This window comes from Polaromonas sp. P3_A5 (assembly GCF_056403055.1).
This window is the reverse complement of sequence record NZ_JBFUGF010000005.1, coordinates 19,931-43,333: the sequence shown is the minus strand read 5'-3', so window position 1 is coordinate 43,333 and position 23,403 is coordinate 19,931. Positions and strand designations below refer to the sequence as shown.

The window sequence follows — 23,403 nt, the reverse complement described above, 5'->3', positions numbered from 1 at the left end:
GCTCAGGATTGACGGAGATGCCAAGCCTTTGGCCGGGTGAATGTCTGGATGCCGTAGGTGGACAAGGTCAGGCCGACACCGGAATCACCGTAGCCGCTCCAGGGGAGGCGCGGGCTGACGCGGTCGCAGCAGTTCCAGTAAACACTGCCGGCGTTGACCTGGGACAGCAGCGTCCTGGCGCGCTTTTCGTCGGGCGTGAAGACGCCGGCGGTCAGGCCGTAGCGTGTGTCGTTCATGAGTTTGACGGCCTCTGCGTCGCCCGATACCTTCTGGATGCCGATAACCGGCCCAAAGCTTTCCTCGCGCATCAGCTCCATGCTGTGGTTGACGTTGCTGAACACCGTGGGTTCATACCAGGTGCCAGGTCCAGCGCCGCGCTTGCCACCTGCCAGCAGGGTCGCCCCTTTGGCTTTGGCATCGGCGACCTGGGCATCCAGAACCTCCAGCTGCGGCGCGCGGGTGATGGCGCCGATGTAGGTGTCTTCGCTCATCGGGTCGCCGGTCTTGAAAGTCTTCACGGTGTCCACAAAGGCGGTAACGAACGCGTCGTAAATTTTTTCATGCACGTAGATGCGCTCAACCGAGCAGCAGCTCTGGCCGGTGTTGTACATCGCGCCATCGGCCAGTGATTCGGCGGCGTTCTTCACGTTGGCGTCTTCGGTCACGTAAGTAGGGTCCTTGCCGCCCAGCTCCAGCTGCAGCTTGACCATGCGCGGGCCGATGGCTTTTGCGATCTTTGCACCGGTGGCGTAGGAGCCGGTGAAAAAGAGGCCGTCCACCGGCTGCTCCATCAACGCCGCACCGACTGCGCCGCCACCGATCAGCAGCACAAACACGTCTTGCGGAACACCGGCCGCATGCAGCAGGCGCGCGATGGCCTGGCCCGTCATGGCCGCATATTCGGAAGGCTTGTAAAGCACGGCATTGCCTGTCAGGAGCGCGGGAATGAACACATTGCCGCCGACAAACCAGGGGTAGTTCCAGGCCGAAATATTGGCGACCACGCCCAGCGGTGTGTGCTCGATCTGCTCGGTCATGCCGCCATCGGAAAACACGGTCTGCGTGGCCGTGGAGGCATCAAGCTCTGCCAGGAAAAAATCAATACGGCCAAGCAGGCCGTTGAGTTCATTGCGTGACATCTTGATCGGCTTGCCGGTTTCTCGCGTCATGACGGCCGCCAGGGTGTCGAGCTCTGCAACGATGCCGGCACGAAAGCGCGTGATGCAGGCCTTGCGCTCGGCCACAGGCACGGTGGCCCACGTAGCCTGCGCGGTGCGCGCCTGCTTTGCCTTGGCAGCAACGGAAGCCGCGTCGTCCGCAGGCAGTTCGGTGATCATCTCACCTGTGGCGGGGTTATGAATGGCGAGTTTGGTCATGTTTATTGGCTTTGCTTTTGGCCGTCGCTACGGCGGTGAGGAAATCATCGAGTACGGCGGCGTCGTCAATCGTGTCGGAGCCGGGTTTATGGAATTCGGGATGCCACTGGGTGGCGGCGATGTAGCTCTTGGTTTTGTCTTTGCGGCGTATCGCCTCCACGATGCCGTCGTCCACGCTGAAAGCCTCGGCTTCAAACTCGGGCGACAAGTCCTTGATGCCCTGGTGGTGGATGCTGTTGACGCGCACGCGCTCCACGCCGGGGTACATGGCGGAAAGCCTGGAGCCCTGCACGATGTTCACGCTGTGAAAGTTCTGGTCGTAAGTGACGGCGTCGCGGTGAACGAAGGAGTCAGGCACCTGCGTATTGATGTCCTGGTAGAGCGTGCCGCCGAATGCAACATTAAGCAATTGCAGGCCGCGGCAAACGCCAAACACCGGTTTGCCGGCTCTTTCAAACGCGGCTACCAGTGCCTTGTCGTATTCGTCACGCACACGGTCGCCCGACCATTTTTCTTCCAGCGGCTCCTCGCCGTAACTGCCCGGCCAGACATCGGCGCCGCCGTGCAGCACCAGGCCGTCCAGCCACTGCGCGTAATGTTCATAGGTCACGTCGCCGCGCTGCGTGCTGCCCGTCGGGCAAGGCACCATGACGACCATGGCGCCGGAAGACATCACCCAGTGGGCAATCGACTGTTCGACATACTGCAGCGTCTTGCCGGTGAAGAAAGAGCGGGTTGGGTCGGCATGCGAGAAACACGCTGACAACCCAATCTTGAGACGACTAGCGGCGATCATGCGAGTACCCTTCTCAAAAGTGATCGTTCTGTTCTGCCCAAGCCGGGGCCGCGGAACCGGCTTTGCCGGGCCGCAGGCGCAGCGGCCCCCGAGGGGCTGGAGTCCGCGGCTCCGAGCCTGCCTGCGCAGGCTTGGACGGGCGACAGAGGCGAAGCGTCCCGCGAGCCGCGGCCTGCAAGGCCTCGCGCATTACACGAAGTCGAAGACGCAGTGAAAAGCGTGGGGGCCACATTCATAAGGCGGCCTCGAACAATCGCTGGAAGTCCTCAGCCTTGCAGGGCCGTGGATTCGTCTGGTGGCAGATGTCGGCGGTGGCGATCTCGACCAGGCGCGGCAGGTGTTCACGCTTGACACCGTGGGCCGACAGCGGGCCGGTGATGCCGACGCTCTCCTTGAGCTGCTTGAGCCAGGCTACAAAAGCTTTGCCACCGCCGGCCACGCCACATACGTGGGCCAGCTCGTCAAATTTGGCGGGCGCCGATTCGTAGTTCCATGCCAGCACCGTGTCGATCATCAGCGCATTGGCCAGGCCGTGGTGCAAGTCGCAGACAGCGCCCAGCGCGTGGGCACATGAATGCACGGCGCCCAGGTCTTTCTGGAAGGCGATGGCGCCCATCATGGAGGCCATCATCATGTCGCTGCGAGCCTGCAGGTTGGAAGGTTCCTTCACGGCCTTGAGCAGCGCATGCGCCGCGATGCGCGTGCCTTCGAGTGCAATGCCGTCGCACAGCGGGTGATAGGCCGGCGAGAGGTAACTTTCGATGTTATGGGTGAGGGCGTCCATGCCGGTGGCGGCCGTGACGGCGGGCGGCAGGCCCAACGTGAGTTCGGGATCGGCAAACACCACTTTCGCCAGAATTTTTGGGCTGAACACCACGCGCTTCAGGTGCGTGTCGTTTTCGCTGACCACACTGGAACGGCCGACTTCGGAGCCGGTGCCCGAGGTGGTGGGCAGGGCCACGAAGTAAGGCAACTCATTGACGATGGGCCGTACCTGCGGATGGTCCCAGACATATTCAAGGATGTCGCCTTCATGGGTGGCGGCGATACCGACCACCTTGGCGACGTCAAGTGCTGCGCCGCCGCCAAATCCAATCACGCAGTCGGCCTTGTGCGCCTTGTAGGCTGCGGCACCGTCCATGACCTGGCTGCAGGTCGGGTTGCCAAACACGCCCGAGAACACCGCCACGTCCAGGCCGGCCATGTGGGTCCTGAATTCGGCCAGAACGGGCAAGGCGCCCAGCGCTTTGTCGGTCACGATGAGCGGGCGTTTACAGCCCGCTTCTTTCAGGGTGTCGGCGACGAGCTTGCGCGCGCCTGCGCCGAACTTGATGGTGGTGGGGAAGGAAAAACCGGTGATGCTCATAGTGGTGCGACCTGGAAGTACATGTGTTGTTTGCCGTAAGAGACATTGTTGACCCGAATCGCGTCGGGCTCTATGCCGAAGGATTTAAACCCGCATTTCTCGTAGAGTGCCGTCGCCTCGCGGTTGCCGGCGGTGACCGTCAGCACCACGAGCTCCACGCCGCCGGCGCGTGCCTCCTCCAGCACCTTGCCGACCAGCGCCCGGCCTATGCCATGCCCCTGGTATTCGGGCGCGACGTACATCGCAACCAGCGTGGCCTTGTGACGGTTCTTCAGCCGCGTCTCCCGGTTCAGCCCTGCCACGCCGGCCATCGCGCCGTCCAAAAAGGCGGCCCACATGACGGTGTCGCCGGCGGGTGAAAGGCGCTTTTCGGTGTCGGCCAGCACGCGCAGGTTTTCTTCCTCAAAGCTGGAGGTGAACGCGTCCGCGTGCTCGCGCAGGCCGCGCAGGCGGAATTCGCGGTAAGCGGCGGCGTCGGGCACGGTCAGCCTGCGGATCAGGAGGTCAGATGATTTCAAAATAGCGTTTCATTTCCCAGTCGGTGACGGCGTCCAGCCATTGGCGCCATTCCCACTCGCGCGTTGCCGCGAAGTGATCCACGAAAGTATCGCCCAGCCAGTCGCGCGCGATGTCCGATTTCTGGAAAATACGTGTGGTTTCGATCAGGGTGCGCGGTGCGCGGGCAATGTGTTCGGCTCCCTGGTTGGTGCCGGTGATCGGCGCGCCCAGCTTGAGGCCTTTTTCGACGCCGTCCAGTCCCGCAGCGATGACGGCAGCCATCGCCAGGTAAGGGTTCACGTCGGCGCCAGGGCAACGGGTTTCCAGCCGGGTGGCTTTGGCGCTGCCCGCGATCACGCGGAAACTTGCAGTGCGGTTGTCCATGCCCCAGGTCGGCTTCACAGGCGCCCAGAAGCCGTCGACCAGGCGCTTGTAGCTGTTGATGGTGGGCCAGATCATGGGGCCGAACTCCATCATGCAGGCGACCTGGCCGGCGACGTAGCTCTCGAACAGCTTGCTCATCTTGCGCGGGTGCTTTGCGTCGAAGAACAGATTGGTCTTGCCGTCCGACAAACTCTGGTGGATGTGGCCGCTGCAGCCCGGCAGCTGCTGGTGGGGCTTGGCCATGAAGCTGGGCATGATGCCAAAACGCGAGCCGATCTCTTTGGCGCCGGTCTTGAACAGGATGGCGCGGTCGGCCTGCTCCAGTGCCTCGCTGAAGCCAATGGCTACTTCATACACGCCCGGCCCGGTTTCGGTGTGCAGGCCTTCGATCGGGATGCCGAAGGCCAGCATCTCGTCCATGATGGCGTTGAAGAAATCCTGGTTCTCGTTCATGCGCAGCAGCGAATAGCCGAACATGCCGGGCGTGAGTTTTTCGGCCCCCACGCCGTTTTTCGCGGCCCAGCTGTGCGGCGTTTCCAGGAAGTTGAACCATTCGAACTCCATGCCCGTCATGGGCATGAAGCCCATTTTTTCGGCGCGCTTGAGCACGCGCTTGAGCGTCTGGCGTGGGCAGACGGCGTGTGGCGTGCCGTCGGCATTCACGAATTCACCCAGCACAAAGGGCACGTTGTTGTCCCAGGGAACATGGCGTGTGGTGGCCAGGTCCAGCCGTGCCAGCGCATCCGGAAAGCCGTGCTGCCACCCTGTCACCGAGGTATTGTCGTAGCAGTTGTCCATCATGTCCCAGCCCAGCACCACGTCGCAAAACCCAAAGCCCCCGGCGGGGTAGGGTTCGGCCGCACCGAAGAATTTGTCTTTGTGCAGGTACTTGCCGCGCAGCACGCCGTCGATGTCGCTGACGGCAACCTTCATCTTGTTGGCGCCCGACTTGCGCAGCATCTCCAGGGCTGGATGGGGTGCGGAGGATTTGGTGGCTTTTTTGGGCATGGTCGTGGGCACCTTGTGGTTTTAGGGGTGGGCGCTTGCCCGGCCTTTTTCGGCCAGGCCAATCGCAAATTCTTCTTCCGGCGAGAGGATGAGCCGGTGCCGGCCCATTACTGCGAAGTAGCTGATGCCGATGGCAAACCACAGCGCCACCCACAGCACGCCCACGCGGTAGATCGGGTCGCTGAGCTGGAAGTAAATCGTGACCAGCGCGATGACCAAAGTCAGCACCGCACCCGCAACGCCCAGCGGGCTGCGGTAGGGGCGCTCCATATTCGGCAGCTTGCTGCGCAGCCGAATGAACGACAGCGCCTGCATCACATAGGAGAACATGGCGCCGAACACCGCCATGTTGAGCAAGGTGCCGCCGATGACGGCCGAGCCTTTGTCAACGCCCAGCGAAAACCACAGCACAAACATGACCACCAGCGCCACCACCGAGCCGACGATCATGGCGATGTGCGGAGTCTTGCGGCTGCCGTGCGTGACGGACAGTGCCGAAGGAAAGTACCCGGCGCGGCTTAGCGAATAGATCTGCCGGCCCTTGGCAAAGATGATGGTGTGAAAACTCGCCACCAGGCCCAGCACGGCCACCAGCGCCAGTATCTTGGCGATGCCGTTGCCGTAAATTGCCTTGAAGCCGTCGAGCAGCGGCTCACCCGAGGTGCTCAGCGCGTGCGAGCCTATGCCTGCGACCGAGGGGTTGAGCCAGAGGATCATGAAGGCCGAGAGGATGAGCGTGAAGATGCCGGCAATGATGCCGCGTGGCATGTCACGGCGCGGGTCCACCGACTCTTCAGCCGCCAGCGGTAGCTGCTCGATTGCCAGGAACAGCCACACCGCAAATGGCAGCGACGCCAGCACGCCGGCGAAGCCCAGCGGCAGGAAGGGGCCGCGGCCCTCGGGCAGCACGGCGCCGCCGGCGCCGACATTCATGGCCCAGCGTGCGAAGTCGATCTTGGGAAAGGCGCTGATCCAGAACGCCACCAGGCAGGCAAGCGCCAGCAGCGTGACGGCCAGTGTGATCTTGAACGACAGCTCGACGCCGATGATGTTCAGCCCGATGAAGACGATGTAAAAACCTATCCACCACAAAGGCTGCCAGGCCGGTGGTGTGCCGAAAATGCTGCCCATGTAACTGCCGATGAAGAACACGATGACGGCCGGCGTCAGCACGTATTCCACGTTTTCGGCCAGCCCCGTCAGGAAGCCGCCCCAGGGCCCCATGGCGGTGCGTGCAAAAGAGTACGCGCCACCAGTGTGGGGCAATGCGGGTGACATCTCGGCCAGCGAAAAGGTCAGGCCAAGATACATCACGGAGATGATGATGGTGGCCAGCAACATGCTGCCCCAGCCGTTGGCCAGACCCAGGTTCCAGCCGGCGAAGTGGCCGGAGATCACGGCGCCAACGCCGAGTGCCCAGAGCGACCAGACGCCGGCATAGCGGCGCAGCCCCCTCTTTTCAAAATAGCTGCCGTCGACTTTCGCGTATTGCACGCTGGAACGTTCTGACATGGTGGCTCCCTATAGGTTGCAAGGTTGAGGGCCCGGTGGGGCTGTCTTGCATCGTAGGGCGAGCGTAGGTGCGCTGAAATCCCATTTCGGCAAGTAACGCAGCGAGATTGAGCTTAAGGAGATGGCGAGTAAGTCGAAGTGTTTCAAAGCGTTGCTTGCACACGGCACGAATCCTGCAAGAATGCGGCCATGGTCCACACGCCTGACACTCTCCAGCCAGCCCTGCTGTCCCGCGCGTCGTTCGCCGACGCAGACGAGCAGGCGGCGGCACTTACGGGCTGGAACCAGAGCTACCTCCAGCTGTCTCGCGGCGCCTTTGGCGGCGAGGTGCGCCAGCTGGAATTCGCGGGCCTTCGCCTCTTTGTGGAAAGCCTGCGGGAGTCGGTGTACCAGACCGGACGGATACGCGATGGTGCCCTGGCCTTGGGGCTGCCGCTCCAGGTCGAAGGCCCCAGCGTTTTTTGCGGCGCGCCCAGCGACGCAGGTGCATTGCATGTGTTTTCGGGGGCGTCGGGTTTTGAGTTCCGCTCTTCCCGGCGTCATGTGATGCTGGGGCTGGAGCTTGACGAAGCGGCCTGGCGCCGCTGCGGCGAGCATGACCCGGCGCTGCAGGCCCGGCTCGGTGCGCAGGCAGGGTTGCGCCGGCTGGATGGCGCGGCGCAGGCGGGGCTCAGGCAGTGCCTCACCGGTGTGCTGGATACGGTGGAGGCGGCCCCTGCGCTGCTGCAGTCGCCCGCCGTGCAGGCTGCGATGCTCGACAGCGTGGTGGAGCAGCTCGGCCGCGTTCTTGCGCCCGCGGGTAGCGCGGACGCTGTCGGCACTCATGGGCATTGGACGCTGACGCGACGTGCCCGCGAACTGGTGCACGCGCAGCTCGATCAGCCGCCCACGGTGCTGGCGCTGTGCGAGCAGCTCGGCGTGAGCCGGCGGACCTTGCAAAACGGCTTCCAGACAGCGCTGGGCATCAGCCCATTGGCTTATCTGCGCGCCGTGCGCTTGAACGCGGCCAGGCAGGCATTGAAGACCGCTACGTCCGTGACGGCGGCTGCAACGCACCTGGGGTTTTGGCATTTTGGTCATTTCGCGCACGACTACCAGCAAATGTTTGGCGAACTTCCTTCTGAGGCGTTTCGCCGAAGTCACTAGGCCCCCACGGTCGCTCACTTCGTGTAGCTCCCTGCCCCCCGAGGGGGCCGCCCGCCTGTGGCCCGGCAAAGCCGGTTCCACGGCTCATGCTTGTAAAGAGACGTTCTCAGGGCCTACGCTCCGTGCGCGTGGGTTGCCGGTGCGGCGGATGTGATGCCCATGTCCTGCAAGGCGCCCGCCACAGCCAGCACGGCCTGTTCGATCTCATTCGGGCCGATCGCACCGATGCAGCCCACCCGGAAAGTTTCCACCTGCGTGAGCTTGCCGGGATATAGGACAAAACCGCGATCTCGTGCAGCGGCATAGAACTTCTTGAACTCGTAGCGGGTGTCGGCTGGCGCGTGGAAGGTCACGATGATGGGTGCCTGGATGGCCGGGTCCAGGAAGGGCTTGAAACCGAGTTTCGCCATGCCCGCAATCAGCGTGCGGTAGTTGCTTTCGTAGCGCGCCAGGCGCGCGGGCTGGCCGCCTTCTTCCTCGAATTGCGCAATCGCCTCGGCCAGCGCCACCACCACATGGGTGGGCGGCGTGAAGCGCCACTGCGTGGTTTTTTCCATGTAGGCGTACTGGTCGTGCAGGTCCATGGCCAGCGACTGGCTGCGGCCGGTACAGCCGTCCAGTACGGCCTTGCGGATGAAGACAAAACCCATGCCGGGCACACCTTCAAGGCATTTTCCGCTGGCCGCCACCAGTGCGTCGAAATGCACCTTGCGCGCATCGATTTCTATCGCGGCGAAGGAGCTCATGGCGTCCACCAACAGGCCCTTGCCATGGGTTTTGCAGACGTCGGCCACTTCCTTCAGCGGGTTGAGCACGCCCGCGCCTGTCTCGCAGTGGATCAGCATGACGTGGGTGATGCTGGTGTCGGCTTCCAGCATGGCGTCCAGTGCGGCGGGAGAGACCTGTGCCGCTTCGTCGAAGGGCATGATGGTGCAGCGCCGTCCCATCAGCGTGGTGAGCCTTGCCGCGCGTTTGCAGTAGGCGCCGTTGTCCATCACCAGCACGTGACCGTCCCGCGGCACCACGGTGGCCACTGCCGCTTCCACGCTGAAAGTACCGCTTCCCTGAAGCGGAACGACGACATGCGAATCCTGCCCGTGGATGACGGCCAGCAGGCTTTTGCGCACACTCGCCGTGACGGCGTTGAAATCGCTGTCCCAGGAGCCCCAGTCTTTCAGCATCGCGAGCTTGGTGCGCAGGGTGGTGGTCAGCGGCCCGGGGGTGAGGAGGATTTTGTCTCTGTCCATTTGTTATGCCTGTGGTCTTCGTTGCGGGCGATTCAATTCAGTCGGGCCGGGTATCCCTGCAGGAATATGGGCAAATCCATGCCTGGGGGGCGCGCCGGAACCTGGTAAATCATGTCGGCCACGTAGCCCCGGTGGTAGGTTTTGTGGTTGACGACATGCAGCAGCATGTCTCCCCGTGTCATGGCACTCGCGTCGCCATCGATGAACGTGAAATGCACGATTTCGTCGAGTGCCTCGACGCTCAGGGTGTCCGCGTATTCGATGTACCAGGTGTCGATTTGCCCCTGAGCTGCCCACAGCGCTTCCAGTGTGGGAGTAGCCTCTGTGTTGCGGGAGCTGAAGCCATGCGGCCGCCCCTGCAGGTGCGCCTGCCAGATGAGATCCACCACATAGGCGTGGTTCAGCGTACGAAGCATGTTGCCAAAGCCTGTCGCGCGCGGTGCCAGGAGTTCAGCTGCAGGAAGTTGCTTTAATGCGCCGAACAGGCGGTCGTTGGCCCACGCGTTGTAACGTGTGAGCATGCGGATGTTGCGCTGGGCTGTCATGAAGCTCCTAGCGCGAGCTGGTTCGCCATGCCTGCGTACGGCGGTTTACCCACCAGGCCAGCGCCATGAAAAGCAGGGTTGCAATCGTTGATGCCATACCGATCAGGACGGCCATGGCTGCGGCGGCGCCCATTTCGCCGGCTTCATCCAGGTTCAGGATGGCGATCGACGCAACTTTGGTTTCGGGCGAATAGAGAAACACCACGGCAGAGATGGTGGTCATGGCGTTGATGAAGAAGTAGCGCGCGATGTCGACCAGCGCCGGCGTGCAGATGGGCAGGGTGACGCGCCAGAAGGTCTTGAAGAAGGGTACCTTGAGCGAGGCGCTCACGGCTTCAAATTCGCCATCAAGGCTCTTGAGTGCGGTTACGGCCGTCAGGTGGCCGGTGGTGTAGAAGTGCACGATGGTGCACAGCGTAAGCAGGGTCAGCGTGTGGTACAGGCCGTTCAGCGGATTGCCGGGCGCATTGAAAAAGAAGATGTAGCCCAGTCCCAGCACCAGGCCGGGCACGGCCATGGGCAACATGGCCAGCATGCGCACAAAGCCGCGCAGGCCGTCCATGCCTTTGGTTTTTTCGAGCAGGTAGGCGCTGCAAAACACCAGAGCGGTGCCGAAGAAGGCCGTGCCCGCCGCCATCTTCAGGCTGTTGAGAAAACCGACGCCGACTTCCGCGTCGATCAGGCCCATGGTGTAGTGGCGCAGGCTGGGCGTGAGGTTGTAGGGCCAGAAGCTGGCGAAGGATGCGAACACCGCCATGCCCAGCATGGCCAGCACCAGGAAGGCGATGGCGCAGCAATACAGCGTCATGACCCGGTCGTAGCCGCGCGAAGGCGTGGGCCGGTAGGGCACGGCACGCGCCGTCAGCATCGCGGTCTGGCGCTTGCTGACGTAGCTGTCTACCGCGAATGTCAGGACGGCGGGCGCCAGCAGCAAGATAGCGACCACTGCGCCCTTGGCGAAATCCTGCTGGCCGATCACCAGCTTGAAGACGTCGGTGGCCAGCACATTGAAGTTGCCGCCTATCACCTTGGGAATGCCGAAGTCCGTCATGACCAGCGTGAAGGTGACGAGCGCCGCGGAAATAAGGCCGTACTTGGCACCGGGCAGCGTGATGGTGAAGAACTTGCGCCTGGCGCTGGTGCCCATGGCATTAGCCGCCTCGTACAGCCGAGCGTCGGACAGGCTGAGCGCGGTGACCAGAATCATCAGCGCATGCGGAAACACCGCAAAACATTCGGCCACCACAATGCCGGGCGCACCATAAATCTGGTCGATGCCGATACCCTGCATCCAGCCTTTGAGCACCCCCTGGTTGCCAAACCAGTAAATCAGCGAAATGGCCGACAGGAGGGAGGGGGCCAGCAGGGGAACCAGCGTGATGCCGCGAAACAGCGCCTTGTATTGCATGCACGAACGGGTCAGCGCATAGGCAAAACCAAACGCCAGGGGTACCGCAATCAGGGTGACGGCGCCTGAAATCCAGAGGCTGTTCCACAGGCTTTCGAGCAGTGCCGGCGTTTTGGCGTACTCGATGAAATTGTCAAGCCAGATGAAATCCCCGGCCTTGTCCTGCACGGCCTGCTGCAGGATGGCCAGCAACGGGGCTGCCAGAAACGCTATCAAAATAATAGCTGCCAGCGCAAGGGCAGCATAGGCCAGGTGGTCAATCCAGTGCACACGCTGCCGCACCAGGGGCAAAGCAGGAGGTGTATAGACGGGCATCAGAACACCTTGATGCGCTCTGGCAGCAATTTGAGGGGGAGGGTCGAGCCGACCTGCAAGGATTGCTCCGACAGGAAATTGAGCGAGAGGTAAACCGTGAGCTTGTGGGTGCCCAGTGCAGGAGAGGCCACGTGAACGTGGCAGAAGGAGCCGAGGAATTCGATTTTTTCGATGGTGGCGTCGAACACATGGGCGTCATCCGCTGCAATGGGCCGGGCCAGCACATCTTCAGGGCGCAGGTAAACCTTGACCTCGCGGTCGGCTCCGTCGCAAGGCAGGCACATGGTGCCGAACCTCATCTGGCTGCCGCTGACATTCGCTGGCATGACATTGACCTTGCCGACAAAATCCGCCACGAACGGCGAAGCCGGCTCGCGGTAAATTTCCATCGGTGTTCCCACCTGTTCGATCAGGCCGTGGTTCATCACCACAATGCGGTCGGCGACGCTTAAAGCTTCTTCCTGGTCGTGCGTCACCATGATGGTGGTCACGCCCAGTTTTTGCTGCAACGCGCGGATTTCCTGGCGCAGGCGCACGCGCTCCAGCGCATCGAGCGCCGACAGGGGTTCGTCCAGCAGCAGCAAGCCTGGCGAGGTGGCCAGCGCGCGTGCCAGCGCAATGCGCTGCTGCTGACCGCCCGAGAGCTGGCTGGGATATTTCGCCTCGCTGCCCGGCAGGCCCACCAGCTTGACCAGCTCGCTCACGCGTTGGGCCGCTTCAGCCTTGGGTGTCTTGCGGTTGACCAGCCCATACGCCACGTTGTCGGCCACACTGAGGTTGGGAAACAACGCGTAACTCTGGAACACGATGCCGTAGTCGCGCAGCGCCGGCGGCAGCCGCGAGATGTCGCGCCCGCCCTGATGCACTTCACCCGAGGTCTGCACTTCCAGCCCGGCAATGATGCGCAACAACGTCGTCTTGCCGCAACCCGAAGGCCCCAGAAAGCAAACGAACTCGCCCTTGCGGATGTCCAGGTTGATGTCTTGCAGCGCGGTGAAGGCGCCGAATTCCTTGCGGATATGGCGCAGGTTCAGAAAGGTGTCGTTGTTCATTCGTGGGTCATACGTGTATTACCTGAACGGTCGCGCCAGCGCAAAGGGCAAGCGGCGGCGTGGAACCGGCTCCGCCGGGCCACAGCGGCCGTCCCCCTGAGGGGGAGACGGCGGCCAAAGGCCGCCGACAGGGGGCTACTTCTTCTCTGTTTTGGAGTTATAGCGCTTCGTCCACTCATTCAAAATGCGCTCGCGGTTGTCTGCTGCCCAGCTGAAATCCATCTTGACGAGGCGGGCCTCATAGTCTTTTGGCACATTGGCCAGCGGCGGCGCCAGTCCGGGCTGCGCGGTGATCGCGAAGTTCTTGCCGTACAGCATCATGGCGTCCTTGCTCGAAGCCCAGTCAGCCAGTTTCTTGGCGGCGTCCAGTTTCTTGGTGCCTTTGTGAATGGCAAAGGCTTCCAGGTCCCAGCCCAGCCCTTCCTTGGGGAACACCAGATCGATCGGCGCACCCTTGGCCTTGTTGGTGTTGCCGCGGTATTCAAACGAAATGCCCGCCAGAAATTCTCCGGAGGCGGCCATGTTGCAGGGCTTGGAACCCGAATGAGTGTACTGCGCGATGTTTTCGTGCAGCGCGTCCATGTACTTCCAGCCGCCGCCCTTGCCGTCCTTGTCGCCAAAGAGCGTGAGCCAGGCGGTCACGTCGAAGTAGCCGGTGCCGCTGGAGGCGGGGTTGGGCATGACGACCTGACCCTTGTAGATGGGTTTGGTCAGGTCCTGCCAGGTCTCGGGTGTAGGGATGTTTTTCTTCTTGGCTTCGACGGTGTTGAAGCACACGGTGGCACCCCACACGTCCATGCCGAACCAGGCGGGAACTTTCTTCTTGTCACGGTACTGGCTCATGATGCCGTCAAGGTTGATCGGCGCGTAGGGTTCGAGCATGCCCTGCTTGTCGAGCAGGGCCAGGCTGGAGGCAGCCACACCCATGATGGTGTCGGCCTGGGGATTGGATTTTTCGGCGAGCAGCTTGGCGGTGATCACACCGGTCGAGTCGCGGACCCACTTGATTTCGATATCGGGGTAGACCTTGTTGAAGCCCTCTTGATAGGCCTTGATCTGGTCTGTTTCCAGCGCGGTGTAGACCAGCAACTGGGTCTTCTGGGCGAATGCGCCGGTGGAGGCGGTGAGCAGGCCAAAAAAGCCGATAAGAGCGATCGCCTTTGGCAGGGATTTGAGATGGGTAGCCAGCTGCATAAAAAGTCCTTTGTGGAAAACCTGCAATGTTGTGACCTGTTCGTGTCGGGGCAGTGACACTGCGATGACCAACCTGTGTTCAGGTCATATCAACCCAGCTCAATATTTATTTAACGCTGCCCCTTTTATCTTGTCAATTGTTTTTTGCAGATTGTTGACAATCCTGTGTTTTGTGCTTCAATGCAGGGCATGAATGCCGTGTTTCATCCCACTATCGCGCTGTTGCAGACCAGTTCCCTCACCACGGTGGTGCAGCAGGAAATCGAGCGCGCCATTCTTGTTGGCGAATACGAACCGGGCAGCAAACTCATTGAGGCAGCGCTGGCTGAAAAGATGGGCGTCTCCCGCGGGCCGGTGCGTGAAGCCTTCCGAATGCTGGAGGAAGCTGGCCTGGTGCGCAACGAAAAAAATCGCGGCGTCTTCGTGCGTGACATTCCCATCGAGGAAGCCGTCGAGATTTTCGACCTGCGCGCCGCGATGGACGAACTCGTCGGCCGCCAGCTCGCCAGGAACATCACGCCGGCCCAACTCAAGGAAATCCGGGGCCTCGTCGACTCGATGGAAAAGGCCGTCAAGGCAGAAGACGCCTACAACTACCACCTGCTTAACCTGAAATTCCACGACCGGCTGGTGGAAATGGCAGGCAACAGCAAGCTCACGGCCATCTATCGCAAGCTCATCAAGGAGCTGTCGCTGTTCCGGCGCCTGAACCTGGCCGACGGCTGGCTCATGCCGATTTCGGCCAATGAGCACAGGCAGATCGTCAAGGCCATCGCCTCCGGTGACGCGGACGTCGCAGGCCGGGCCATGTACGACCACGTGATCGAAAGCAAGGAACGCACGATTGAAAACGACCTGCGGCGTCAGGCGCGCCTGCAGGCCAGCCCGGCTGCCCGTGCGGCACAGGCCAGGGCGTCGCACCTGGTCGATGACGACATCGCAAAAGGCCCAGAGAAAAACATGGACAAGGGAAGGCTCCAACGTGGCAGTCGCTGATAAAAAGACCGAAGTGAAAGTCAATGGCCGGGCATACAGGCTGCCGACCCAGCCCGTCGTGGTGGTGTGCGTTGACGGCTGCGAGCCCGATTACCTGGCGCAAGCCGTGGCCGCCGGCCACATGCCGTGGCTCAAGCGCACCCTGGCGCTGGGTTCTGGCCTGACGGGTGATTGCGTGGTGCCCAGCTTTACCAACCCCAACAACCTGTCCATCGTGACGGGCGCACCGCCCAGCGTGCACGGCATCTGCGGCAACTACCTGTTCGATACCGCCACCGACACCGAGGTCATGATGAATGACCCCAAGTGGCTGCGCGCGCCCACCCTGCTGGCGGCCCTTGCGGACGCGGGCAAGTCCCTGGCGGTGGTCACAGCCAAAGACAAGTTGCGCAAGTTGCTGGGCCACAAGATGAGAGGAATCTGCTTTTCGTCCGAGAAGGCCGACCAGGTCACGCTGGAAGAAAACGGCATTGAAGATGTGCTGGGCCTGGTGGGTCAGCCGCTACCCAGTGTCTACAGCGCAGACTTGTCGGAGTTCGTGTTTGCGGCCGGCGTGAAGATCATGCAGAAATACAAACCCGATGTGATGTACTTGTCGACCACCGACTACGTGCAGCACAAGCACGCGCCCGGCACCGACGGCGCCAATTCCTTCTACCGCATGATGGACGGCTATATGCAGCAGCTCGACGATCTGGGCTGCGTGATCGTGCTCACGGCCGACCATGGCATGAACGCCAAGGTCGCCATGGACGGCACGCCCGACGTGATCTACCTGCAGGACTGGTTTGACAGCTGGCTGGGCGCGGGCGTTGCGCGTGTGATTCTTCCGATCACCGACCCCTATGTGGTGCATCACGGCGCGCTGGGATCCTTCGCCACGATCTACCTGCCCGAGGGCACGAACATCGAGGCCGCCCGCAAACGGCTGGCGGCGCTCAAGGGCATGGAGCTGGTGCTTTCACGTGAGCAGGCCGCCGAGCGCTTTGAACTCCCTGCCGACAGGATCGGCGACATTGTGGCGGTGTCTGAACGCTTCACCGTGATCGGCACCTCAGCCTCGCGCCACGATCTCTCTGCGCTCGAAGTTCCGCTGCGCTCGCACGGCGGCATGAGCGAGCAGCGTGTCCCGCTGATCGTGAACCGGGACTTGCCGGGCCTGAACCGTAACCGGCGTTTTCGTAACTTCGATGCCTTCGACCTGGCGCTCAATTACGCCCAATAGATATCCGGCAACAAACGCCAGAAACATGTCCGCACATAACCTGTCCTGAAAGCCGCAGAGTGATTGACCAGTACATCCGCGACCACCAGCTCAACGCCATGCGACTGGCCGGCCGCAAGGTTGGTGCCGGCCGGACCGGTGACCGCGCGATCGAGGTGTTCGATCCGTACACGGCGAAGCTGCTGGGCAGCGTGCCCAAGGCTACGCTTGAGGAAGTCCGTGAGACTTTCGCCAAGGCGCACGCCTGCAAGCCCCAGCTGAGCCGTTATGAACGCGCAGCCATCCTCAACCGCGCGGCGGCCATCGTCCAGTCGCGGTTGATGGAGGTCGCGAATCTCATCACGGCGGAGGCAGGGCTGTGCCTGAAGGATTCCATCTACGAAGCAGGCCGTGTCAGTGACGTGCTGCTCTTCGGCGCAACCGAAGTGCTCAAGGACGACGGCCAGATCTTCAGCTGCGACCTCACGCCGCACGGCAAGAAGCGTCGCGTCTACACGCACCGCTCCCCGCTCCTGGGCGTGATCACCGCCATCACGCCTTTCAACCACCCGATGAACCAGGTGGCGCACAAGGTGGTGCCCAGCATTGCAACCAATAACCGCATGGTGCTCAAGCCGTCCGAGAAAGTGCCTTTCTCTGCCCTCCTGTTCGCCGACATCCTTTATGAGGCGGGTTTGCCGCCCGAAATGCTCAGCGTGATAACGGGCGACCCGCGCGAGATTGCGGACGAATTGATCACCAACCCATTGGTGGACCTGGTGACATTTACGGGTGGCGTGGCCATCGGAAAGTACATTGCCGGCAAGGCCGGCTACCGGCGCGTGGTGCTGGAGCTGGGCGGCAACGACCCCATCATCGTGATGGAGGATGCCGATCTCAACGAGGCCTCCACGCTGGCCGTGCAGGGTTCCTATAAGAATTCGGGCCAGCGTTGCACGGCCATCAAGCGGCTCCTGGTGCATGAGGCGGTGGCGGGCGAATTTGTGGAGCAGGTGCTGGCCAAGACCCTGGCCTGGAAATACGGCGACCCGGCCGACAAGGCCAATGACATGGGCACGGTGATTGATGAGCCGGCAGCCATGCTGTTTGAGTCGCGTGTGAATGAGGCGGTGGCGCAGGGCGCGAAATTGCTGGCGGGCAACCATAGGCGCGGCGCGCTTTATTCGCCTACGCTGCTGGACCATGTGTTACCGCAGATGACGGTGGCGCGCGAGGAAACCTTCGGGCCCGTCTCTCCGGTCATACGTTTCAAAAACATCGACGAAGCTATCCAGATTTCGAACGGCACGGCCTACGGCCTTTCAAGCGCCGTCTGCACCAACCGCCTGGACTATATCAACCGGTTTGTCAGCGAGCTGCATGTCGGTACCGTCAATGTGCGGGAGGTGCCGGGCTATCGCCTGGAGCTCACGCCTTTCGGTGGTATCAAGGATTCGGGCCTGGGCTATAAAGAGGGTGTGCAGGAAGCGATTAAAAGCTTTACCAACCTGAAAACTTATTCGCTCCCCTGGAATGGCTAAAGTTCTCCCCGAAGCGCCTTCGGCGCCCCGTGCAACGGCCAGAGGCCGAAGCTCTTCGAGGCCGTCCAAGCCTGCGAAGGCAGGCTTGGAGCCGCGGCTCTCAGCCCCAGGGGCGGCCACCAGCGGCCCGGCAAAGCCGGTTCCGCGGCGGCCACTGGCGAAAGCGTTCTTCTTTTCGAGTTCACTTTTCTAGGAATTCACGTGCTGAACTTTGACGACATCGAACACCTTTTCAAAGAGCGCGGCGGCGAACAATACAGCGGCGAGCCCGTAACGCAGCTGCAGCACGCGCTGCAGACTGCGGCACTCGGCGAAGCCGAAGGCGCGAGCGATGCCCTGGTGACCGCGGCGCTGTTGCATGACCTTGGGCATCTTCTGCACGACCTGGGCGAAACACCGTCGCTGCGTGGTGTGGATGATGTGCATCAGTACCGAGCACTGCCTTTTTTGCGGGGTCTTTTCCCCGACGAGGTGTTGGACGCCATCAAGCTGCATGTGGACGCCAAGCGCTATCTGTGCGCGGCGCGGCGTGGTTACCATTCCAGCCTTTCAGCGGATTCCAAACGCAGCTTGCAGTTGCAAGGCGGCATTTTTTCCGCTGAAGAAGCGGCGCGCTTCATCGCGCAGCCCGGTGCCGGGGATGCGGTGAAGCTGCGCCTCTGGGACGATCTTGCGAAAGATGCGCACAAGGCCACGCCGCCACTGGCGCACTACCTGGCACGGGCCAGGCGCTGCACCCTTCCCGCCGCAGAGCCCTCGCTTGCCGCCTGAAATTCTGGCACTGACGTGGCCGGTGCTGGGCGCTGTGCTGTTTGGCGCGCTGCTGCACGCAGGCTGGAATGCCCTGGTGAAGTCCAGTGCCGACAAGGCGCTGGACATGGCGGTCATTCACCTGATCGGCTCTGTGCTGGCGTTGCCGCTGGTGCTGGTGGTGGGCCTGCCGCGTATCGAGGCCTGGCCGTTTATCGGCGCTTCGGTGCTGATCCACATCGGCTATTTCATCGCGACCACACAGGCCTACAAGCACGGCGACCTGGGGTTGACCTATCCACTGATGCGCGGTGTGGCGCCGCTGCTGGTGGCGCTGTCGGCAACCTTCACGTTGGGCGAAACTTTGAGCCCGCTGGCGTGGGCCGGCATCCTGGGCATCTCCGGCGGCGTGCTGGTGCTGGGCTTGAGCCGCCATGCCCTGCATGCCCCCAAGGCGGTTGGCTTTGCGCTGGCCAACGCGCTCATCATTGCCATATATACGGTGGTGGATGGACTGGGCGTTCGCGCCTCCGGCAATGCCCTGCAATACGTCGCCACGCTGTTCCTGCTCGACGGCTGGCCCTTCGGCCTCTTGATGATGGCGCGGCGCGGGCGTGCCATGGCCGACTACGCCCGCCATCGCTGGCCTGTGGCTACCGGCGGCGCGCTGGCGTCGCTGGGCTCCTACGGAATCGCGCTGTGGGCCATGACACGCGCGCCGGTGGCTACGGTGGCGGCGCTGCGCGAAACCTCGGTGCTGTTCGCCGTTTTGCTGGGCACCTGGATGTTGAAAGAAACATTTACCGTGCGCCGTTTTGTGGGCACCTGCGCGATTGTGGGCGGCGTGATGGCGATACGGTTGGCCTAGATATGAGTTCCCCCCCGAAGCGCCTTCGGCGCCTCCCCCTCAAGGGGGCGCGGCCTGCGGCCCGGCAAAGCCGGTTCCGCGGCAGCCGCTGATTTCATACCGTAGAGGACTGCACGCATGAATATCCCGACTCAAGCGCAGATCGTCATTGTGGGTGGCGGCATCGCCGGGTGCTCCGTGGCCTATCACCTGGCCAAAATGGGCAAGACAGACGTACTGCTGCTCGAGCAGGGCAAGCTCACCAGCGGAACCACCTGGCATGCGGCCGGCCTGGTCGGCCAGATGCGGCCCAACCGCAACATGACGCAGATGAGCAAGTACGGCATCGAGTTGTATGCCTCGCTTGAGGCTGAAACGGGCCTGGCCACCGGGTGGAAACAATGCGGCAGCGTCAACGTGGCGCGCACGCCGGAGCGCATGAAGGTGCTCAAAAAGCAGGTCGCCATGGCCAACAGCTTTGGCGTGGAATGCCATGAGATCTCGCCGCAGGAAGCCGGCGACAAATATCCCATCATGCGCACCGACGACCTGCAGGGCGCGATCTGGCTGCCGGGCGACGGCAAGGCCAATCCGGCGGACCTTTGCATGTCGCTGGCCAAGGGCGCGCGCAACCGCGGCGTGAAGATGGTTGAAGGCATCGAGGTGACCGGTGTCATCATTGAAAACGGCAGGGCTGTGGGCGTGAAGACCGCGCAGGGTGACGTGCGCTGCGAAGTCGTCGTCAATTGCGCCGGCCAATGGGCGCGGCAGTTCGGCAAGCTCGCGGGCGTGAATGTGCCGCTGTATTCGGCCGAGCATTTCTACATCGTCACCGGCAAGATTCCGGGTGTGCACCCCATGCTGCCGGTCATGCGCGACCCGGACGGCTACATCTACTACAAGGAAGAAGTCGGCGGCCTGGTGATGGGCGGCTTTGAACCCCAGGCCAAACCCTGGAAGATGGACCCGATTCCGGCTACCTTCCAGTTCGAATTGCTGGACGAAGACTGGGACCAGTTCGAACCGCTGATGACCGCCGCGCTGCACCGCACGCCGTGCCTGGAGACGGCCGAAATCAAGATGCTGCTCAACGGGCCGGAGAGTTTTACGCCCGACGGCAACTTCATCCTGGGTGAGGCGCCTGAACTGCGCAACTACTTTGTCTGCGCGGGTTTCAACTCCGCCGGCATTGCCAACAGCGGCGGCGCGGGCCGGCTCATGGCCGAATGGATTGTGGGTGGCGAGCCCAGCACCGATTTGTGGGACGTGGACATACGCCGTTTCGGCAGCTTCACCGGCAACCGCAGGGCCCTGGCCGAGCGCACCGGTGAGACACTGGGCCTGCACTATGCGATGCGCTGGCCGAGGCAGGAACTGGAAACGGCGCGGCCGTTGCGTACCTCACCGCTGTACGACATCCTGGCCGCCAGAGGCGCGGAGTTCGGCAGCAAGAATGGCTGGGAGCGTGCAAGCTATTTCAGGCCGGAGGGGCAGGCGCGCCCGGAATACTCCCTCGATAAACCGGTCTGGCTACCCTGGATGATTGAAGAGCAAAAGGCCACGCGCGAAACCGTTGCCCTTTACGACCAGACCTCGTTCTCCAAATACCTGTTGCAGGGCCGCGATGCACTGGCCGTGTTGCAGCGCCTGTGCGCCAACGAGATGGGCGTGCATGTCGGCAAGATGGTCTACACCGCCATGCTCAATGAGCGCGGCGGTTTTGAAAGTGACTTGACCGTGATGAGGCAAGCCGTGAACCAATTCCTCATCATCACCGGCTCCGCGCAAACGGTAAGGGACTTCGACTGGATCGCTCGGCATATCGGCGAGGCGGAGCATGCGGTGCTCACCGATGTGTCTGCGATGTACTCGGTGCTGTCGGTGATGGGGCCGAAGGCGCGTGAGCTGCTGGCGCTCGTTAGCCCGGACGACCTGTCGCCCGAGGCGCTGAAGTTCTCATGGACGAAGGACATCGATGTCGGCTTTGCCCGCGTGCGCGCCGCCCGCATGAGTTATGTGGGCGGGCCGGGCTTTGAGCTCTACACGCCGATCGAAATGGCGCGCCATGTGTACCTGGCACTGATGGAGGCCGGTAAGGCACTGGGCATTCGCGATGCGGGCTACTACGCGCTGGATGCGCTTCGCATCGAACAGGGCCGGCGCGCCTGGGGCGCAGAGCTTGGCCCGGACGAAACGCCGTGGGAGGCCGGGTTGGCCTTCAGTGTGAGGCTCGACAAGCCCGCTGACTTCATCGGCAAGGCCGCGTTGCTCAATTCACAGGGACTGGCCCTGCGCAAAAAGCTGGTCACGCTGGTGTTTGACACGCCGGACGCCTTTGCCTGGGGCGGGGAAGCGATTGTGATGGGCGGGCAAACGGTGGGCGAAATCTCATCGGTCGGCTGGAGCCCGCTGGCCGGCGTCTGCGTGGCCCTGGGTTATGTGCGCGGCGGCAGCGCCAATCAGCCGCACGCCGGCACGCCCGCGCAAATCGAGCTGTGGGGCGAGCGCATCGGCGTGAAGCTTTACGATAAGTGGCCGCTTGCCAGATCCTGATTCGCTATCATTTCAGGAGCTGCTCGCGCAAGTACTGTATGGCCTTCAGGCGATTTTCTTAAAAACTTCCGGGCCCCAAGGGCATGGGTGCAGGTGCGGCCGCTACTGACCGTCAGGTAAATCCATGCCGACAAAACGCACGGTGACGCGCGTGCCCGGCGTTTGCGGGTGGCCCGGCAGGGCCGCATCTTCAATCGTGATGGTGGCGCCGTGTTGCTTGGCGATTTCCAGGACGATAGCCAGGCCCAGGCCGGAGCCGTCGACGTTGGTGCCCAGCGTGCGGTAGAACGGCTGGAACACCAGCTCGCGCTCGGACTCAAGGATGCCCGGCCCGGAGTCTTCTACCAGCAGCACCAGCACGCCGCTGAAGCGGTCGGTCATGAGCCGCAGCGTGACCTGTCCTTTTTCGGGCGTGTAGTTGATGGCGTTGTCCAGCAGGTTGCGCACCAGCTCCTTGAGCAGGGTCGGGTTGCCTTCCAGCTGAGTCGCCTGCTCGCCGGCGGCGGGCCCGTCGTAGCCGAGGTCGATCTGTTTTTCAAGGGCGCGAGGCACCGAGTCGGCCATCACTTCCGACACGATATGCACCAGGTCGATGTGCAGCTTGGCGAGGCTGCGGCCCGTGGTCTCGGCGCGCGCCAGCGCCAGCAGCTGGTTGACGGTGTGGGTGGCGCGTATGCTGGCACGGCCGATGTGCTTGAGCGATTTTTTGAGTTCATCGGCATCGGTTTCGCGCTGCGCCAGGTCGGCCTGCATGCGCAGGCCCGCCAGCGGTGTCTTCAACTGATGCGCGGCATCGGCGAGAAAGCGTTTCTGCGTGGTCAGCGACACCTTGAGCCGGCTCAGCAAATCGTTGATGGAGGACACCAGCGGTGCTACCTCTTCCGGCACCGCGGTTTCATCGAGCGGGCTCATGTCGTCGGACTTGCGTGCGCGGATGCGCTTTTCAAGCTGGGCCAGCGGCTTGATGCCGCGCACCAGTGCCAGCCACACCAGCAGTACGGCCAGCGGTAGCGTTACGAACTGCGGCACCATGGTGCCCTTGACGATTTCAGTGGCCAGGGTCTTGCGCTTTTCCAGTGTCTCGGCCACTTGCACCAGCACCATCTGGGCGGACACGGCTTCGGGTGCGCCAGCGCCCTTGTCGCTGCGCGGTGCAGCCGCCTTGCCTGTCGGCGCCGGGGCTTTGACCTCGACCTTGAGCCAGGTATAGGCCACGCGGACATCTTCGCCCTGGATCAGGTCTTCGCGCAGCCGCACCTCGCCGTTGGTAGGCTTGTCTTCATCGGGCGGCAGGGGCAGGTCGTGCTCGCCGCTGAGCAGTTCGCCTTGCGTGCCCACGACCTGGTAATAGACCAGGTCGGTGTCATCGGCACGCAGGATCTCGCGCGCAGGCGCCGTCAGGTTGAACTGGACCTGGTTGTTTTTGACCGCCACCAGCTTGGCCAGTGCCTGCACGTTGTATTCAAGCGCACGGTCAAACGGCTTGCCGGCAATGTTCTGCGCCACCAGCCAGGTCAGCGCCAGGCTGATCGGCCAGAGCAACAACAGTGGCGTGAGCATCCAGTCGAGGATTTCGCCGAAAAGGCTTCGGCGCTCACGCTGGAAGAGCCTTAATGCCACAGCCTAGAGCGCGGTGGCGTTATCTTCAAGCCAGCATGAGCCGCG

Annotated in this window: 19 protein-coding genes; 7 read left to right on the top strand and 12 right to left on the bottom strand. The window is 62.5% G+C overall.

Features of this window, described 5'->3' with window-relative positions; translation table 11 throughout:
* Positions 1–2 precede the first annotated feature (2 nt).
* The 6 genes from AC1DU8_RS22350 to AC1DU8_RS22325 all read right to left on the bottom strand — a co-directional run bounded on the left by AC1DU8_RS22350 (position 3) and on the right by AC1DU8_RS22325 (position 6,940).
* A complete protein-coding gene (locus AC1DU8_RS22350) occupies positions 3–1,376 on the bottom strand; it encodes an aldehyde dehydrogenase family protein (protein WP_477667714.1) in 1,374 nt (457 codons plus the stop codon).
* Positions 1,354–2,172, bottom strand: coding sequence for a gamma-glutamyl-gamma-aminobutyrate hydrolase family protein (locus AC1DU8_RS22345; RefSeq protein WP_457282047.1), 819 nt, complete (start codon positions 2,170–2,172; stop codon positions 1,354–1,356). Before AC1DU8_RS22345 ends, AC1DU8_RS22350 begins: the two co-directional genes overlap by 23 nt.
* Positions 2,173–2,404: 232 nt before the next feature.
* Positions 2,405–3,538, bottom strand: a complete 1,134-nt coding sequence (locus AC1DU8_RS22340) for an iron-containing alcohol dehydrogenase (RefSeq protein ID WP_477689788.1) — start codon at positions 3,536–3,538, stop codon at positions 2,405–2,407.
* Positions 3,535–4,056 (bottom strand): N-acetyltransferase family protein, encoded by a 522-nt coding sequence (locus tag AC1DU8_RS22335; RefSeq protein ID WP_477689789.1) that lies wholly within the window; start codon positions 4,054–4,056, stop codon positions 3,535–3,537. The genes AC1DU8_RS22340 and AC1DU8_RS22335 overlap by 4 nt, the downstream gene beginning before the upstream one ends.
* Positions 4,043–5,440 carry a glutamine synthetase family protein gene (locus tag AC1DU8_RS22330; RefSeq protein ID WP_477667717.1) on the bottom strand — a complete coding sequence of 466 codons (1,398 nt, stop codon included), beginning with the start codon at positions 5,438–5,440 and terminating at the stop codon, positions 4,043–4,045. The genes AC1DU8_RS22335 and AC1DU8_RS22330 overlap by 14 nt, the downstream gene beginning before the upstream one ends.
* Positions 5,441–5,449: 9 nt before the next feature.
* Positions 5,450–6,940 (bottom strand): amino acid permease, encoded by a 1,491-nt coding sequence (locus tag AC1DU8_RS22325; protein ID WP_457282051.1) that lies wholly within the window; start codon positions 6,938–6,940, stop codon positions 5,450–5,452.
* 189 nt (positions 6,941–7,129) lie between these two features.
* Here AC1DU8_RS22325 and AC1DU8_RS22320 point away from each other — a divergent pair, with 189 nt between their 5' ends.
* Positions 7,130–8,086, top strand: coding sequence for a helix-turn-helix domain-containing protein (locus AC1DU8_RS22320; protein WP_477667718.1), 957 nt, complete (start codon positions 7,130–7,132; stop codon positions 8,084–8,086).
* 113 nt (positions 8,087–8,199) lie between these two features.
* Here AC1DU8_RS22320 and AC1DU8_RS22315 read toward each other — a convergent pair whose 3' ends face one another.
* The 5 genes from AC1DU8_RS22315 to AC1DU8_RS22295 form a co-directional block, all read right to left on the bottom strand.
* Entirely contained in the window at positions 8,200–9,333 is a 1,134-nt protein-coding gene (locus tag AC1DU8_RS22315) for a 2-aminoethylphosphonate--pyruvate transaminase (protein ID WP_477702339.1), read from the bottom strand.
* A 32-nt stretch (positions 9,334–9,365) separates the two neighbouring features.
* Positions 9,366–9,878 carry a DinB family protein gene (locus tag AC1DU8_RS22310; RefSeq protein WP_457282054.1) on the bottom strand — a complete coding sequence of 171 codons (513 nt, stop codon included), beginning with the start codon at positions 9,876–9,878 and terminating at the stop codon, positions 9,366–9,368.
* A gap of 7 nt (positions 9,879–9,885) precedes the next feature.
* Complete coding sequence (locus AC1DU8_RS22305; protein WP_457282055.1) at positions 9,886–11,601, bottom strand: putative 2-aminoethylphosphonate ABC transporter permease subunit; 1,716 nt, start codon at positions 11,599–11,601, stop codon at positions 9,886–9,888.
* Positions 11,601–12,653, bottom strand: a complete 1,053-nt coding sequence (locus AC1DU8_RS22300) for a putative 2-aminoethylphosphonate ABC transporter ATP-binding protein (protein ID WP_457282056.1) — start codon at positions 12,651–12,653, stop codon at positions 11,601–11,603. Before AC1DU8_RS22300 ends, AC1DU8_RS22305 begins: the two co-directional genes overlap by 1 nt.
* 135 nt (positions 12,654–12,788) lie before the next feature.
* Positions 12,789–13,847, bottom strand: coding sequence for a putative 2-aminoethylphosphonate ABC transporter substrate-binding protein (locus tag AC1DU8_RS22295; RefSeq protein WP_477667722.1), 1,059 nt, complete (start codon positions 13,845–13,847; stop codon positions 12,789–12,791).
* Between the two features lie 180 nt (positions 13,848–14,027).
* On the opposite strand from AC1DU8_RS22295, the gene AC1DU8_RS22290 reads away from it, so the two are divergent.
* From AC1DU8_RS22290 to AC1DU8_RS22265, 6 genes are all read left to right on the top strand, one after another.
* Positions 14,028–14,843, top strand: coding sequence for a phosphonate utilization associated transcriptional regulator (locus AC1DU8_RS22290; RefSeq protein ID WP_477727250.1), 816 nt, complete (start codon positions 14,028–14,030; stop codon positions 14,841–14,843).
* The gene (gene phnA / locus AC1DU8_RS22285) at positions 14,830–16,068 is read left to right on the top strand and encodes a phosphonoacetate hydrolase (protein WP_477667723.1); all 1,239 of its coding nucleotides are present in this window, start codon (positions 14,830–14,832) and stop codon (positions 16,066–16,068) included. The genes AC1DU8_RS22290 and phnA overlap by 14 nt, the downstream gene beginning before the upstream one ends.
* A 98-nt stretch (positions 16,069–16,166) precedes the next feature.
* On the top strand, positions 16,167–17,588 hold the full coding sequence (gene phnY, locus AC1DU8_RS22280; protein ID WP_477727279.1) for a phosphonoacetaldehyde dehydrogenase: 1,422 nt from the start codon (positions 16,167–16,169) through the stop codon (positions 17,586–17,588).
* 201 nt (positions 17,589–17,789) lie between these two features.
* Entirely contained in the window at positions 17,790–18,359 is a 570-nt protein-coding gene (locus tag AC1DU8_RS22275) for a phosphonate degradation HD-domain oxygenase (protein ID WP_457282060.1), read from the top strand.
* A complete protein-coding gene (locus tag AC1DU8_RS22270) occupies positions 18,349–19,206 on the top strand; it encodes an EamA family transporter (protein WP_477665449.1) in 858 nt (285 codons plus the stop codon). Before AC1DU8_RS22275 ends, AC1DU8_RS22270 begins: the two co-directional genes overlap by 11 nt.
* A gap of 117 nt (positions 19,207–19,323) precedes the next feature.
* Positions 19,324–21,738, top strand: a complete 2,415-nt coding sequence (locus AC1DU8_RS22265) for a GcvT family protein (RefSeq protein ID WP_477667724.1) — start codon at positions 19,324–19,326, stop codon at positions 21,736–21,738.
* A 102-nt stretch (positions 21,739–21,840) separates the two neighbouring features.
* Here the strand turns inward: AC1DU8_RS22265 and AC1DU8_RS22260 are convergent, their stop codons facing one another.
* Positions 21,841–23,298 (bottom strand): sensor histidine kinase, encoded by a 1,458-nt coding sequence (locus tag AC1DU8_RS22260; protein WP_457282063.1) that lies wholly within the window; start codon positions 23,296–23,298, stop codon positions 21,841–21,843.
* Positions 23,299–23,403 lie beyond the last annotated feature (105 nt).